We start from the raw sequence: 14995 nt of genomic DNA, 5'->3' as shown, positions 1-14995 counted from the left end.
AACATCGTTATCAATAACGCATGCTTACTGGGGCAACCGTGAGGGGCGGAAACTATGCGTGTAATCATCACTTTTATTGCTTCAAGTGCTCTGGCAACTGACGCATTCGCGCAAGCGATGTATAGAGAATCAAGCGGCGACGGCTTTGGTGGGTTCTTCCTAGTATTAGTAATATTGTCGCTTTTGCTATATTTTGTACCATCAATTGTTGCGTCAAAACGAGATCATCCGAATAAAGGCGCTATCTATATTCTGAACATTCTTGCGGGTTGGACTTTCATCGGTTGGGTTGGCGCTCTAGTCTGGGCTATGATGAATTCTGGATCTCAGCAATCGGCGCAGCCGGTAATTCACTATTCCTCGGCTAACTCTGAATCAGGTGGTAGCATCGCCGAGAAGATTAAGGAATTCAAGGAGTTGCTTGACAGCGGAACGATCACCCAATCTGAATTCGACGCGCTGAAAGCAAAGGCGATCAACGGCGACTGATTTTTCTGTTGTGCCTGTAAGTGCGGTTTACAGGCACAACGTCACTTCGAACCCGGCGAGATTTCCGCCGCGTTGGCTTTGTCGCTTCTCAATATCCCGCCGACGACGTCGAGCTTTCCGCGGCAGTCCGCACCAGCTTCACGGAGATCGAGCACATAACGTGCTGCGTCACGTTGCGTCGCCAGTCGTCCAACCGACGGCTCGGATTTACAATGCAACAGCGAATCCGGAATTGGAGGTGGCGGAAGCACGGTAACAACTGGAACGGTTTCGGTCGGTCTTGTCGCGCACCCCGTCAATCCGCCGGTGACGAACATGACCGCGACGCCGACGACGACATACGGGAGCAAACGAACCCCGAATTTCAGCAGCTTGAGCACGACAAACCCGACAACGAGCGCAAGAATGACCGTCATTTAGCGCTCCTTGTCTTGCCGATTATCGCGTTCCGCAACACTGGTGCGAGCGGTCCATCATCTTCTGCCGGCGCGCTCTCGACTTGCGCACGCAGCTCAGAGAGTTCGGCCGCCCGGGCGTCGGATTCCGCTCGTTCGGCTTCGAGGGCACGAACCATTTTCTGTCCGTCGACGCGTGCTTGCTCGACGGCGGCGGCGTTCGTCTTGGCCGCTTCACGAGCTACGGCAGCCGACGCCTCGGACGTCGCGAGTTGCTGCGTAAGGTCGTCGATCGACGAGCGGAGGTGGTTGACATAGAGCACAGCGGCGACCGCGAGAGCCGCCGCGATGCCATATGGCAGCAGTTTGAGCAGGAGAGCGTTCATGATTGCTCTCCGGACTGCTGATTGTCTGTTTTTATCGCGACGCGATAGTCCGCGTGGCCGATTCCCATATATGAGCCGATGACGACCGGGAGCGTCACGAGCGCGGTCTGTGCAACAGACTCTAGTCCGCGCACGACTGCGGCGAGCGTCACGACGAACAACCCAATTATTGATGTCCATGTCATGAGCTTTGATGTTCTTCGGTTCTGGCTCATGACACTGTGACCTTGAGTTCGAGCCCCATTGCCTCAGCGATCGCGATCAGTCTCGGCAGTCCGTAGAGTTCCGCCTCTCCGGCTCGGATTCTCTGTAGATCGCCGCTCCGGATGCTCTTGTAGCGACGAGATATCTCCGCAGCGGTCGTGCCAGATGCCGCTATATGCTTCGTGATCGCTTCCCCCAGCTGTTCTTTCAGCCGCCGAGCCGTCGCTGGAGTGTACGGATTCGGAATTGAGCCAAACGATTTTCCCATTTCAGTACCCCCCTGCGATCAGCGCTTTTTCAAAGATTCTGGCGTACCCGGCGATCTTGTTCGCGCAGTCGGTGCCGTTGATGATGCGGCGCGCGGACACGTAGTCCGGCGGCGTCCTGTCGAGGTAGTCCGACAGCTTCTGCCCGGTGAACCAACCTTCGCTCATGCCGACGAACATGATGTCGGCGGCGTGTTCCGGATCGAGCGCGAGGTCTGGATGCTTGACGAGATCGATGCCGAGCTGCGATCCGGCGAGACTGTAGTTTCGCTGTCCGGTGAGTTGGACGTAGCCTCTGCCGCGGTAGACGAAGCCGTCGCCGTCGAGGTTCTGCGTGTTCCCGAGGGCTTTAGCGAGCTTTCCGGAATCGTACTTGTCGAAATACCTTCGGCCGCCGTATTCGGTGATCGGCTGCATCGACGTTGCGGTCTCGTGAAACGCCGTCGCTAATGCATATGCGAGATAACGAAGACAAATCGACCGCTTGGCGGCCTGACGGATGATTAGCGATGTTCCGTCGACTTTAGATTGTGAAATCGAGGTGCCGAAAAGACGCTTTTCTCTGATTTCCGCCCAAAATTTACTGTCGTCGAACGCCATCCATCAACTCCATACTGCATGGAATTGATGATGAATCTTGCAGCAGCATCGAGCAAACCGCCGGCAGAATTTAGATTACGGATGCCGGAAAGAGGTTGTTACAGGGGTATTATTAGTAAGTCTCTGATTTCAAAGGGATTGTGTATGAAAGCGTGGGTATTGAGTGTTTGATGTATAAATGATGTGATTTCAGCGACTTAGGCGCGTCCGACGGCTCTCCAGCGGCCGTCGGCGACGTGGTTTATCAAGGTGCGCTTTCCGTTTTCAGCGAGAGCGACTTCCGAATGCGTCCAGGTCGTCAGCCCCTTAGCGTTGTAGCGCATATCATACGATCCAGAGACGCCGGCTTCCCATGCTCCGTCAAGCGCGCCGCCGGTGTGACCGTGACCAAACGTGATTTTCGGCGCAACACGTCTGAATCCGGCCATAGAACCTCTTGCACCGTTCGTCCCGCAGTCGCCGTGAGCTGCATGCTCGATTCCGGCGAGTTCGAACGAGTCCCCGTAGTCGTGGAACTGGACATCGCGCATGCCGTAGCGTCGCATCGTGTCCTCGACGACTGAGTGCGGACGCTGTTCGCGGATGGCTTTGTGAGCGCGCGCATTGAGTTCGTGCCAGAGCCAAGCATTCTGTGCATCAGCCGCTCCAGACGGATCTAGTAGCCAGCGCGTAAGTGCGTCGTCGTGGTTCGAAATGACCATGTGCGACTGACAATAATCACGGCCCGCGGCGTCAACGAATTTTGCAGCGCGCTTGAGCCAGTACTCGACGTCATCATTACCGTCCGCGACGAACCGAGCACGTTCATGCGGGTTGTTGCGGGTGTGATGGTTGCGGACTTCGAAATCGTTGAGATCGTGAAAGAACTGGTGACTCGGGCGCAGACAGTCGATGACGGTTCTGGTGCGTCTCGTTACGACATCACGGAAGACGTCAAATCCCCAGCACCACAGCGCCATCAACGGATCGAGCTTTTCGCGGTGTATGTCACCCCAGACAATCGACAGCATGCGTTGAAAATCGAGGATGCGGCCGTCGCGGACGATGATGTCGAGGTCCTGGAAACTGCCATCATCTGCAGCAACGACGGGCCTCATGAACACAGCACCGTCGTGGTCGACTTCGACGAGCAGGAACCCGGGCGTGTGATGAAAGACGGATTTCTGCCCGGCGGCGCGTGCCGTGTAGTTCGGCTGAGTGATCGTCCCAGTCGTCATCGCAAAGTTCGGCTCGGCTCCGAACATCCGCGGTATCGACTGGATGTGAACGCGAGCCGACGGAATAATGACGTTGCGACCGCGGTTTGCAGTCTGCCAGCCGCTGAGTGGGTTGGCCGTCGTCGGCAGAACGTTTGCGTCTGAGATCAACAACACGTCGTCAACGAGAGACTCACGATCGTACTGCATGAACGGCTGAATTTCGGGATCGTATGTCGCGGTGCGGACGTTGTGATCTTCGTAGAGCCCCTTCTGATATGTCGTCCCGCAGACGCGGATGTTGATGTCGAACTGGTCGCAGAACGCCTGCATGTTGTTCCAGAGCGGCTTGAAAATCTCGGTGTCGTCTTGCGCCGACGTGATCGCAAATCGTGTGATCCCGCGCTTCCCGGCTCGACTAGTCTTGTTCAAGATGCGGACGGCGGACATGTCCGACACGCTCTCTACATCGACCTTCTCGCCGCCGAAAACCCGCACCAGAATCGGCTTCTTAGCCTTCTCTTCAGCGGTCTTCTCGACCGTGGCCGGCGTCACAACGACACGCTTCGGCTCCTCGCTTATCGTCTCTGGAACGCTCGCCTTCGCCGCTGCTGCTTCCCGCCGCTTCCGTTCATCGAACGCGCGACCACGAGCTTCAAGCGCCGCCAGTTTCTCTTTCTCCGCCGCGGCACGCTGGTCCATCACTTCGGACCGCTCACGAGCGAGTTTCGACGGCCTGCCGTCGGCATCGAGGTAGCCGACATCTTTCAGATACTGCGTGCCGCCGCGTTTGATGTCGGAAACCAGCCGTTCGACAGTCGAAAGTCCGAGCCCAACGTATTCGGCGATCCTCGGCTGGATCGCGCAGCGATACATGTAGAGTATGATGACGTCTATACGCTGTTCCGCTGTGATCTCTATTCCCCTCGTCATGTAGCCCTCCCGTGCAACACATGACGAATTCTCTTTTCACCGGCGGAAATTATGCAAGATTTCAGCGGCGATAAAATATTGATATCGTTCGAGAATTTTCGCAAAATCTGTTTACGGGAGCGCGTAAACGGCGGCATTTAGAATCCGAGTCTTGCTTTAAAATAAACTGCGGATACTGCAGCGAAGACGCTTGTACCGATATTAACGAATGGATTTGATAGCGCTTTCAGCAGTGATGAGCGGCTTTCACTTACGAGTATCTTTGTCTCAATGTCTCGCAACCGCGGTTCAACCGCATCGGCTTTATACTCAGCTTTGTCGAGCTTTTCCTTCATGTATGCGACGTTCGATTTGATTTCGGCTATGCTGACCGCAAGCTCAGTTAATGATACATCGTTCGGCATTCCTCGGCTCCGGCAGGCAAAATCTGTTGTCAGAGCAATGGTGTGTTGTCGGCGGCGCAAGATTCAAGATTGGGGATGATCGCAATGACTAGTGTGATGTCGAGAGAAAAGACGAAAGCAATGCTTTTCGAGAAATTCGGGGCCGCACTGGCTGGGAAAAAGCCAGATATGACGGAATTCACCGAGGAATTCGTTAGGCCTGAGTATGTGGAAGAGGCGCTCGATGAAATGATGCATATAATAGCAGAGGAGGTCGACACTCTTCCTGAGAGGCTAGGTCTAAATTTTGTGGAGACTGAAGCCATTAGGGCTCTCGACGACCAAATGCTTATGCGCATTTCGGGGGCTGTTAACGAGGCCGTCAGGAAAATGTACGGTTTAGATTAAGGCTGGCTCTTCAAACTGCCCGTCGTATTGCGACAAACGCGGACTCGCTGGATTCGTGTTGCCGCCGTCACCGCGCACGCATAGTTTGTGCTGAGGTACTTCGGGGCGGGAAATGGACATCGAAGCAGAGTTGAATCCAGTGGCGATATCGACGATGTCGCCTGGGCGATTACGTGCATTGCGACTACAGAGCGAACTCGTTGAGGCGCTGCGGAAGACCGACAGGCGGGTCTACGCGAGATGGGGCGTCCGGCTTGGGCGACGGTGTGTATTTTGCGGCGTCCGCCGGGTGCGAAATCTCTCGTCATTGATTGCGGCCGTCGGCACGTTCTCGGTCGAAGAAGCTCGTCTAGCTGTAACTGCGATCCGGGCGAAAGACGTTCGAAGTCACGTCCGAGATCGGTCCGCTCTCGCTATGCACAGGTCGATGTCGGTCGCATCTCGCATCGGGAGATCGACGGCGACGATAGCGACTGCGCTCTACCGCAATCCGGCAGAGACCGCGCCTCAACTCATGATGTTGACCTTCGGATTCTTGACCGGATCCGGCGGACTGGACGGAAATGGCGGAATCCCCGACCTCGATTTTCAACTCGGAATCGGACATCACCGCTCGCTACTCACGCATTCCATACTGAGTGGCCTCGTCGTTGAGACACTGTGTCTCGGGTTTATAGATCTGGTCTGCACGATCGCCGATAAATTGCCGGAAGATCGCGATCCGATCTGGGACGTTCTGGTGTCGCGCGGGAATGCGCTGGTCGCCGCGGCGTCGACGGGCTTGTCCGCCGGCATCGCATATCATCTCGGCGTCGACGCGACGCTCCAGCCGGCAGCGTATCACGATCTGCCGTTTTCGATGCCGATCGAGGGGCATCAGGCCGTCATGGGCGCGAACGCCGCGGCAGAAGGCGTCGATGCGATGAAACGAAACAATTCCGTCGAGGTTTGAAATGCGGCTCATACTGTCTGCGCTGATGATGCTTTCGGCTGCCTGTCAAGCACACGCTGCAAACGTCACATTTGAGACAAAAGCAGCGCCTGAATACGGCAAAAACTGCATCGTGTCTCATGTTTCGCTTGATGGAGACATCGTAAAAGGCGACTTCCAGAAGATTAAAGATGCATTTGCAGAAGCGGACTCTGTTACGAGCGCTAAGAAATCGTCCTGCAATGTCAATGAAAGCGGCGAAAAGTCTCTGAAATACATAAGTTTGAACAGCAACGGTGGCGATTACATGGAGGCCATCGATATTCTTGACTGGATGAAGGAAGATAGCCGAACGATTTCCACCTACGTTGACAGGAACTCTGTATGCTATTCGGCTTGTGCGATTATTTTCCTTGGCGGTTCCGTACCGGGCGTTGAAGACCAAACCTTTCTTCGGCGCTCCATAGATCCCAAGGCAAAGCTCGGTTTCCACGCGCCGTTTCCGATCCTAGATGATAGGAACTATTCTGATAAAGAGGTAATGGACTATTTCCACCAAGCGTTCTTCATTGAACATGGCTTCTTCGAAAGATCGAAAAAGCTTGGTCTTCCTTTGGAAGTGTCGCAGCTCTTGATGCAGCCGACGAACGACGCGCTTTACATGATCGATACGGTCGGAAGGGCATTTTTGCTTAACGCGACAGTCCAAAGTAGATTTACATTCTTTTCCTCGGCTGACACAGCATATATAGTGGACGGCAAAACTGCGATCAACATCTGCGTTAATAACGAGCTGCTAAGAAGTTACGGACAAATAGAAGAGTTCTCGAAGTTTTCCACGTGGCTAAAAGACAATAAGTTGCGGTCAACTTTTCATTTCACGCCGACCTCGGATGGCACTCGAATACTGCCGATGACTCTCGCTGCGGTCGTGCCGGTCGAGTATGCGGGCGAAGGCATGTACCAGTCATGCGTCGTGAGTATCCCGGTTCCTGATGGCCAGAAGCCGAAATCGACGAAAGTCGTCCCGAAATGCGTCGGGCTGTTTTTTGACGATTTCGAACTGGGAAGCAAAATTGAGCGAGGTGGCGTCGATAGTCTTGATGGAGGAGACAAGTCATTTTGTAGAGCAGACGGACCATTAGCAGGTTTGCCATTCGACAAGAAACTTGTCGAGTTAACCCCTGCCGAACTCGGTGAGTAGTCAGCTCGTCGGCGCCGTCGCCGTCGAGCTTATGAACGCATAGCTTGCGTCGACTTTGCCAGCGCTGCCTGCCGTAATCGAGTTCGTCGTCACATCGCCACGCCTGCCGCGAGCAACGAGCGTGTATGAGACCACGGTTTTCGTGTCGGTTTTCGCAACGGTCCGGATTGCGTTCCGCAGTTTCTGGCCTGAGTCACTCATTTGCGAATACTCCCCCCTTGGGAACAGGGACAACCAGATTTGCGGTCAATCCGCGCCGCAGCAGATCTTGCTCTTGAAGCACCGGCACCGTGATCGTCGCTTGCGTCGGATTCATTTCGAGCGCTGATTTCGGATCGTCGGCGGCCCACATGATCGCGTACTGCTCCCCGGCTTCATTGAGCGACGTGAGTTCCATTGCGACGAACGGCAGGTTTTCAACAATCACCGGCGCTGAATACACACGGCCGGACATATCGAACGTCGCGCCATCAGCATCGACGTCCGTGCCTGAATTCGGCTTCCCGGCCACTCCGCGTCCTGCGAACACTCCGAGCGTGATTTTTGCTTTCCGAGAAGGACCGTCCGCTGTCAATTCGACGCCCGTCACCTTGCCGACGACGCCGCCGGCAGGTAGTCCGCGCATGCTGCCGAGGCTGACAGATTTATCGACAGTGAGATCGCGCGCAACTTTCCACGAGCATTCGAAACTGACTTCATAACAACGGTACGCCCGGAGAATCGTCTCGACGCCGCGCAGGTACAAATGCGCGAGCGTGCGGCGACCGCGAGCGGAATCGAAATAGCTGTATGCGCCTTTGCGAAGCGGAGCTTTCGTCGAGATCGCAACCCAGAATTCGCGCTGAAATCCGAGATCATAGTCGGCGTCGTGAGCCGTGATGCAACGGTATGTTCTCCCGTTGTACTGCACCTCGCTTCCGACTGCGTAGTGCCTCGGCTCGAACGTCTCGTCGTCGATCGCGGTCCATTCTGGAGTCGACGTGTCGATGGTGGGCGTGCGCAGCCTGATGATCTCGCTTACGACGTGCTTGCCGTCCGCGACGATCTTCTGGCCGTCGGGATCGAGATAGAGAAATGCGGTCTCTTCACGCGGCTGCTCGTAATCATATGCCAGCCGGATCAAGCAGTTCAGAAGCCTGGCCTGGGCAACGACCGTCGACCCGGGCGGGACGTCGGGCGTAGAAACGCTGAACTCGTGCGTCTGATAGACGCCGCCGTCCGTGCAGTAGGCTTCGGCTACCGACCATCCTGTGTTGTCGCCGATCTGCGCGCCAGCTTTCGGGAAGCTCTGTTGGAAATCTTGCCAGGTATATGTTGGAATTCCGAGCACTTGCGACCCGACAGGCAGCTCTTGGCTTCCTTTCGCAATCTGCGTCCAGCCGACCGTCGCTTGCATCACATACCGATCGTACGGCAGCTCGCCGACACGGACCGACAGCGTGCTCGCTAGAACATGATCGCTCATATCGATCGGATTCGACGGCACGAGCGGCGTCGTTGAGAGCGTGAGCGTACGGCGATCCCAATACCAGTCCGCCGATTTCCCTAGCAATGCCTGGTCGGCATCGTCTTCAGCGCCTTCAGGCAGCGTCAGCGGATCATACCATTCGTCGTCCGTGCGGAGATGCGTGTTCGCGTAAGCGTCTTTGACTTCGTCGACGCTCGGAGGCACGCAGTCCAAAGCAACCACCATCTTGTCTTCGCCAAGCTCTGTCGGCAGCAACCTGACGACACCGCGAGCGAGTTCGATCGGAGCAGGATCGTCGGAGGATTTCTCCGAGATCACGTAATAGCTATTGAGCCGAGACGCGATCGACGCCGCCGTGACCGAGCGGACAGTCACCTCGACGCGCGGGTATTCTCCCACGGTCTCGACGATGCTGTAGCCGAACGCCAGGAATGCCTCGACAGCATGTGCCGTAGCGTCGAATGCGGTGTTCCAGGATGAGAGCGGCGCGATGTAGATCATGTGTCGTCCTCGGTCGTTTCGATCAACGTCAACGACCACGACCTCGTCGTCCTCGTCCGGCTGGCCGATAGTGACGGCGCGGTTTCGACCCTCATTTTTTGGAAAACTGGGACGTACTCCACGACGAGATCCTCGGTTGCCGGAGCGGCGAGCGTGATGTCGCGGCCGACACGAGTCCATCCGGTTACGATCGGCGTCATTGCGGCGTCGGCTGCTGCGTAGATGATGAGCGAGCCTGAATCCGGAACGCGCTCAAGCCGAATGCTCGTCTCGCCGGCGGCTACGAGTTCGATCAGAACGATGTCGTCTGGAACGACCGGGGCCACGAGATCGCCGACCCAAAGCCTGGTCAACCCGGCCGGGAATCTGACGACATCGCCTGACACGCTGTAGCGGTATTTATGGAATGATCCTGTGTCGTCGCCTAAGAACACCTGCCTGCCGTTCACGGTTGGAGCGAGTTCGCCGGCTTCGATTTGCGAGAGCGTTTCTGACAGTCCGCCGTAAGCGCCCGCCTGGAATTTGATGTCGCCGATCTGAGCCATCAGAATGCTCCTGCAGTACGGCCGCTTAGCGCTCCGGTGAGTATACCGATCGTTGAATTCGCATCGGCTTTCGACGCTTTCAGCGTTGCGGTCTTGCCGTCTGGCGCGGTCAGGTTGATGTTCACGGTCTCGGTCGGAACGAGCGCGTTGGCGTTCGCTTGATAACCTTGGAACATGCGTGCCGCGTCGGCTTGCGACTGATACCAAGCGTCCAGATCTGGACGGGAGTTCATTTTCGGGCGGTACTGCGCGAGGCTTTCGTCGCCGACAGCTCTAGTGTCGTCGATGGCTTTGTCGACCATGGGGTCATATAGCCAGTGGCCGAGTGCGTCGCCGCCGTACTCGCCAAGTTTCCAGCCGCCGTAGACAAGAGCTGGAGCGATCGCGAGACGACTGAGTAGAGCACCAGCGCCGCCGAGCTTGCCGAGCACTCCTGCCGCCGTAGCACCAGCACCAAGCGACGCGGCGCCAGTGGCGGCGGTGCCGGCTGCCGATCCGGCAACAGCGAGTTCCGCTCCGGCGACGCCGAGGCCAACTTTTGCGACCGACCCGAGCAAGCTGAATCCGGCGGTCAAAGTGCCGAGCAATCCGGACAATTTCAGCAGTCCGATTCCGATTCCGAGAGTCATCGGGTCGACACCGAACACGTCGCCGACAGCGCGCAACAAGTCGCCGGCGACTGTGATGATGCCGCCGATTGCTTCGACGATCTTGCCGAGCGAGTCGATGAACCTCTGCGCTTTTTCCGGCATGTCGTTGAGCCAGGGAAACTCCACGGCTGCGCCTTGTCCGGTCATCACGCGAGCGAACTCTTCCGCAAAACGCCCAGCTTCCTGGAGCCTACTGACTAACAGATTCAGCCACGCCAGATCGGACTTCCCGTCCCATGCTTTTCCGATCTCCACGGCCAGATTCTTTGCGAACGCCCACGCGGCGGCCAGCTTGTTGACGATTGCGTCGAGAAACTGCGTCTGGAAACCTGTGCGCTGACCTTGAAATAGACCGACGACATCCTCTGCGAATGTCTTCAAGCGCTCGAACGCGGCGACAAAGTATGCCGAGATCGACTGATTGTTCCGCACCATGAACTGGTTCAACGAATTGACGGCATTTGTTATTTCCGGTGTGATCGAGCGAGATATAGTTCGGCGAATGCCGTCCATTGCGAGCGTCAGCTCGTGGTTGGTCGCATCCCAGGTGTCAGCTATTTCGGCATCGACGTCCTGAATGTCGGCTCCGAGCGCTTTGACTTTCGCAAGCGCGGCGTCGAATCCGCCGATGCCTCCTTGCAGTACACCAACAAACTTCCGGCCAGGCTTCGTGCCGAACAGGTCCATTGCGAGCTGTAGGCGCTCAGTTGCGTCTGTGATCTGCGGAAATACTCGAAGTATTTCTTTCAGCGCTTCTGGAGCGCCTTTCGACACTTGCTCTAGATTCAAACCATACTGATCATGCAGTTTGAGCAGCGCTGAGCCGGCGGGACCGGCAGATGTCTCAAGAGCAGACAGCGCGTCTTGATACTCGTGCGTGCGGACAGTTAGCTGATGCAGCTCGTCCGCATTGAGTTTGCTCTTGTCGACTGCGTACAACTGCGCCAGCGCATCTTTGGACGCGTTGTAGGAGCTCTTGCGGACCTCATCAAACTCCGCTTCAGCATTCTTCATGCGATCGAATGCATCTTTCATCTGATCGCTAGATGTGCTCGACGGGTTCGACTGAGCCTGCAGTAATTCAGCTTTCGCTTTGTTAAACTCGTATGCCTTCTCTTCCAGCGTTTCAGCAAGCTTTTTATCTTGCTGATTGAATCCGTCATAGAGTTGCTTCGCCGAAGTTGAAACTAGTGCGATGCCTTGAACAAGTGCATCAGTTTCTAGACCGCCTTGGCTCGCAAGCAGATCTAAACCCTGAAGCTCGACCGGCTCGAAACCGATCGCGCTCGCTTTGTCGCCGAGGTCATCCACTTTATCTGCGAAACCGAGCGATATCTTCGCAGCCGCGACGCCCGCGCCGGCGAGCGTTCCAACGAGACCGGTGACCGCTAATCCGATACCGCCGATAGCTCTCGTCGCCCCGACGGCCATCGTCGAAAATCCAGACTTTACAACAGACAATCGATTCCCGACGGTGACAATAGAGTTCCCGAGTTTCCCCATCCCATCGTGAATGGGCTTGATCGACGCCGAGACGTCGGATCCAAATTTCCGCCATGACGACGATGCCTTCGAACCCAGACTCTGTATTCCAGCGAGAGCGTTTCCGAGGCCAGACAATGGCTTGACGTTCACCGCAGCAGCTTTCTCGATGCTGCCGAACTCGCCCTTCACTTTGCTCGAAAACGCGGACATCTGGCGCAGCGAGTCATCGAGCCCCGAGAGTACGAACCTCGTTTCGATCTCCGGAACTGTCGCCTTCGTCGCCATCACTAGATCCCCTCGAACGCCTTCTTATCTCCGCTGAATCCGACGCTCACGGCGACGGCCTGACCCCGTATCTCGTTCCGCCTGTCCTCCTGAACCGTCTCTGCCGCTGCGATCACTCGATAAATGGGCCAGTCAAAAACATCGGGATATCTGGGTTCCAAACTGAGTGCCGTATCGGCGATCCTGGCCAATGCCCAGAAAGCCGCGTTAGCCTCGCTTACGCGGCTAGGCCGTCCGTTCCGTCGGCCGATGCTGGCACCGTTTCCTTTCGCGCCGGCAGTCCGAGACTCCCGACGCAGGCGCCGAAAAAAGCTCTGGTCGCCTCCGGAGAAGCTTCGATCGACTTCGCGAACAGAGCAGCCTGGACGTCTTCGCGCATGGCTTCGAGTTCGGATTCAAACTCTTCATCGCCGCCGTGGCCGAGGCACTCAGCGAGCCAAGCGAATGCGACACGAGGACCCTCCTCGACGATCGCTTTGAGCCACAACTGCCCCGTCATCTCGCGCCACTGCGCGTCCGTCATTCCATCCGACGGCATGCCGATCGATGCGCTCGCGACGAACTCTGCCGAGGCCGGGAACTTGCCGATCAGTCTGAGCGCACGAGAGAGTGACGGCTGCAAAAGCTCTATCGTCCGGCCGTCGATTTCGACGACGAGCGGTTCCTTCGAGAAGGACCGGACGAACGCCAGCGCGTCATTTCGGATATCGTTTTTCGCCATTAGCTCCCCCGTCGTTTCTGTTTCTCGGCGTCATCTCGGTCACCCTGCATCGCGAAATGCGTTCTAATGTCCGATAAGTGATAGCGGCTGCCAGATGAGCCGCTATCACATTGGTCTTCTTTAGGATTTCGCGATGGTGCGGATTCGACCGTATTCCTGGCCTGCCGGGTGCCCAGACGTCGCGAAGACCTTGCCGGACAGCGAGATCTGCCCGACCGCGTTGTCTTCGCCGATCATGCTCCAGTCGCCATCCGCTCTCAGCTGCACATCCCAGAACGTGGCTTCGAGATTGAACGGACCGATGGCACCGAGTTCGCGGTAGACCAACTTACGACGAATACCGGTTCCGGACAGCGGTCCGAGTTCTAGCAGGCCGTCGGCTTCGGTGATCGCGGCGGCGGTGAACGTGACCGATATGTCGTCGCCAGCGCCGGCGGGCAGAGCAATGATCTCCAGCTTTCCGGTCGGGGCGTCGAGCCGATAATGCGTCCCAGAAACGTACTCGACCGGGGCGACCTCGCCGTCCGTGATCGATGTAACCGTTACCTTTGCGTGGCCGAGGTCGAAAATATCACCAACCGCGACGTCGGAAAACGCAACGGTCGTCGATGCGACCGCAGTCTGAAGCATAGTGTTTTCGGTCGATGCCGCGCCCGCGAGCAATGCCAACGTCGTCTTGTTGAGCGACGTGACGGTGGCCTTGAGCGCCAGCGAGGTCGACATCACGATCGTGCTCACGAGCTTCGTGGTCGGGAACGATTTCGAATTGATGTCGACCTCGTTGTACGTCGGCGTCGACGTAAGGTTCTCGACCTCGGCGAGTACGTGCAGGCGCGATCCGTCGGCGGACGAAATCAACAGCTGCCCACGCTGAGAGAAAAACTGCTCGATCGGCGGCGGGGTGAATACGGCGGTAGTAGCTGTCATCTAGATCTCCTTTGTTCGCGTTATGTTCACGCAGCGAGTTCGTCCGGTTTGCCCTCGGTCGTCAGGACGCTCATCGTCCAAATCAGCGTCAACCTCGCGTAGACAGCCTCAGCGGATTCATACGTTCCAGGCGTGCCGCCTTGGTGCTGCCACGACAGCACGCGGAATCCGATAACGTCGGCCTCGTTTGCGAGCGCGCGTTCGACGTCAACCGAAATATCGTTCAGCACGTTGTCGATGTTCGTGTCGTCGCCAGAGCCGAGCAAATGAACCTGCACTGACAGATCTCGCCGTTGCTTCCGCGGAATGCTTGAGCTGATGTTCGTGATCGTGTCGCCGACAGCGACGAGGCCAACCGGCAGGTCCCTCTTGTCGAATGCTCGGGCCGATCTGCCCATTCCGAACACACCGTTCAGCGCCTGAACCTCAGCCTTGAGCCGAGCAATCACTGCATCCTGAACCTGTGTCCGCGCATGAGCCATTACGCCTGCTCCACAATCAATTGCACCTCGAACATACCGTAATCCCGACGGCTGCAAGATTCGATTGTGTAGAGCGCGTTCTCGGCGAGTATTTTATCGCCGCGTTCGAACAAATGATCTGCCTCGCGGTCCGCCGCATACTGCCGAGCAACGGATTCCCGAACTCGGATTGTCGGATTGTACTCGACTACTCGGAATCCCGATGCGTCGATCTGTTCGCTGTCACGATTGAAAATCGCCGAAATCGTGTTGGGTTCGGTGGGGCGGTCGTGACGAGTCCAGACGACTGGCTCGCCGAAGGCACGTTCCTGAATTCGAGAGATGCTACGGAAAATGCGCGCGGTCACGATGCCGCTCCGGGCATAAGCGGATCGCGGAGCTTCGTGTACTTCGAGGGATCGATTTCGGAGCCAGGCTTTGCGACGCCAGAGTAGCGGCCGATTTCGCAGTCCGCATAGAGCTGCAAGACTTCGGCTTCTTGCGAGGCGAAGTGCGCGATTTTTATCGTGCCGTCTTTGACAATGACGATCCGCATT

17 protein-coding genes are annotated in these 14995 nt (G+C 56.8%); 4 read left to right on the top strand and 13 right to left on the bottom strand.

The genetic code is table 11. The annotated features are described in order from the left end of the window. Positions 1–54: 54 nt before the first annotated feature. On the top strand, positions 55–489 hold the full coding sequence (locus CJ014_RS00895) for a superinfection immunity protein (RefSeq protein ID WP_118847905.1): 435 nt from the start codon (positions 55–57) through the stop codon (positions 487–489). Positions 490–530: 41 nt separating this feature from the next. Here CJ014_RS00895 and lysC read toward each other — a convergent pair whose 3' ends face one another. The 5 genes from lysC to CJ014_RS27455 form a co-directional block, all read right to left on the bottom strand. Further along, a complete protein-coding gene (gene lysC, locus CJ014_RS27460) occupies positions 531–905 on the bottom strand; it encodes an Rz1-like lysis system protein LysC (RefSeq protein WP_133121787.1) in 375 nt (124 codons plus the stop codon). Further along, complete coding sequence (locus tag CJ014_RS00890; protein ID WP_100078637.1) at positions 902–1270, bottom strand: hypothetical protein; 369 nt, start codon at positions 1268–1270, stop codon at positions 902–904. Before CJ014_RS00890 ends, lysC begins: the two co-directional genes overlap by 4 nt. Before the next feature lie 473 nt (positions 1271–1743). Beyond that, a complete protein-coding gene (locus CJ014_RS00880) occupies positions 1744–2340 on the bottom strand; it encodes a glycoside hydrolase family 19 protein (RefSeq protein WP_100078635.1) in 597 nt (198 codons plus the stop codon). Positions 2341–2537: 197 nt separating this feature from the next. Continuing rightward, a complete protein-coding gene (locus CJ014_RS00875) occupies positions 2538–4469 on the bottom strand; it encodes a hypothetical protein (protein ID WP_100078634.1) in 1932 nt (643 codons plus the stop codon). A gap of 137 nt (positions 4470–4606) precedes the next feature. Continuing rightward, positions 4607–4873: a hypothetical protein gene (locus tag CJ014_RS27455; RefSeq protein ID WP_133121786.1), complete on the bottom strand. Its 267-nt coding sequence runs from the start codon at positions 4871–4873 to the stop codon at positions 4607–4609. A gap of 84 nt (positions 4874–4957) precedes the next feature. On the opposite strand from CJ014_RS27455, the gene CJ014_RS00870 reads away from it, so the two are divergent. The 3 genes from CJ014_RS00870 (at position 4958) to CJ014_RS00860 (ending at position 7395) form a co-directional block, all read left to right on the top strand. After that, positions 4958–5260 carry a hypothetical protein gene (locus tag CJ014_RS00870; RefSeq protein WP_100078633.1) on the top strand — a complete coding sequence of 101 codons (303 nt, stop codon included), beginning with the start codon at positions 4958–4960 and terminating at the stop codon, positions 5258–5260. Positions 5261–5372: 112 nt separating this feature from the next. Then, positions 5373–6212 carry a hypothetical protein gene (locus CJ014_RS27450; protein ID WP_133121785.1) on the top strand — a complete coding sequence of 280 codons (840 nt, stop codon included), beginning with the start codon at positions 5373–5375 and terminating at the stop codon, positions 6210–6212. Position 6213: 1 nt separating this feature from the next. Continuing rightward, positions 6214–7395 carry a hypothetical protein gene (locus CJ014_RS00860; RefSeq protein ID WP_100078631.1) on the top strand — a complete coding sequence of 394 codons (1182 nt, stop codon included), beginning with the start codon at positions 6214–6216 and terminating at the stop codon, positions 7393–7395. A 193-nt stretch (positions 7396–7588) separates the two neighbouring features. On the opposite strand, the gene CJ014_RS00850 is transcribed toward CJ014_RS00860, so the two are convergent. The 8 genes from CJ014_RS00850 to CJ014_RS00810 all read right to left on the bottom strand — a co-directional run bounded on the left by CJ014_RS00850 (position 7589) and on the right by CJ014_RS00810 (position 14994). Continuing rightward, on the bottom strand, positions 7589–9364 hold the full coding sequence (locus CJ014_RS00850; RefSeq protein WP_100078629.1) for a carbohydrate-binding protein: 1776 nt from the start codon (positions 9362–9364) through the stop codon (positions 7589–7591). Next, complete coding sequence (locus CJ014_RS00845) at positions 9361–9909, bottom strand: hypothetical protein (RefSeq protein ID WP_100078628.1); 549 nt, start codon at positions 9907–9909, stop codon at positions 9361–9363. Before CJ014_RS00845 ends, CJ014_RS00850 begins: the two co-directional genes overlap by 4 nt. Further along, positions 9909–12329 carry a hypothetical protein gene (locus CJ014_RS00840; RefSeq protein WP_100078627.1) on the bottom strand — a complete coding sequence of 807 codons (2421 nt, stop codon included), beginning with the start codon at positions 12327–12329 and terminating at the stop codon, positions 9909–9911. The genes CJ014_RS00845 and CJ014_RS00840 overlap by 1 nt, the downstream gene beginning before the upstream one ends. Positions 12330–12546: 217 nt before the next feature. Continuing rightward, the gene (locus CJ014_RS00830) at positions 12547–13050 is read right to left on the bottom strand and encodes a hypothetical protein (RefSeq protein WP_100078625.1); all 504 of its coding nucleotides are present in this window, start codon (positions 13048–13050) and stop codon (positions 12547–12549) included. A gap of 120 nt (positions 13051–13170) precedes the next feature. Further along, positions 13171–13977, bottom strand: coding sequence for a hypothetical protein (locus tag CJ014_RS00825; protein ID WP_100078624.1), 807 nt, complete (start codon positions 13975–13977; stop codon positions 13171–13173). A gap of 26 nt (positions 13978–14003) precedes the next feature. Next, complete coding sequence (locus CJ014_RS00820; RefSeq protein ID WP_100078623.1) at positions 14004–14459, bottom strand: hypothetical protein; 456 nt, start codon at positions 14457–14459, stop codon at positions 14004–14006. Then, positions 14459–14806 carry a head-tail joining protein gene (locus CJ014_RS00815; RefSeq protein ID WP_100078622.1) on the bottom strand — a complete coding sequence of 116 codons (348 nt, stop codon included), beginning with the start codon at positions 14804–14806 and terminating at the stop codon, positions 14459–14461. The genes CJ014_RS00820 and CJ014_RS00815 overlap by 1 nt, the downstream gene beginning before the upstream one ends. Next, on the bottom strand, positions 14803–14994 hold the full coding sequence (locus CJ014_RS00810; protein WP_100078621.1) for a hypothetical protein: 192 nt from the start codon (positions 14992–14994) through the stop codon (positions 14803–14805). Before CJ014_RS00810 ends, CJ014_RS00815 begins: the two co-directional genes overlap by 4 nt. Position 14995: the final 1 nt, after the last annotated feature.

This window comes from Pleomorphomonas carboxyditropha (genome assembly GCF_002770725.1).
Classification (GTDB): Bacteria; Pseudomonadota; Alphaproteobacteria; order Rhizobiales; family Pleomorphomonadaceae; genus Pleomorphomonas; species Pleomorphomonas carboxyditropha.
This window is presented reverse-complemented; position numbering and strand designations above follow the sequence as displayed.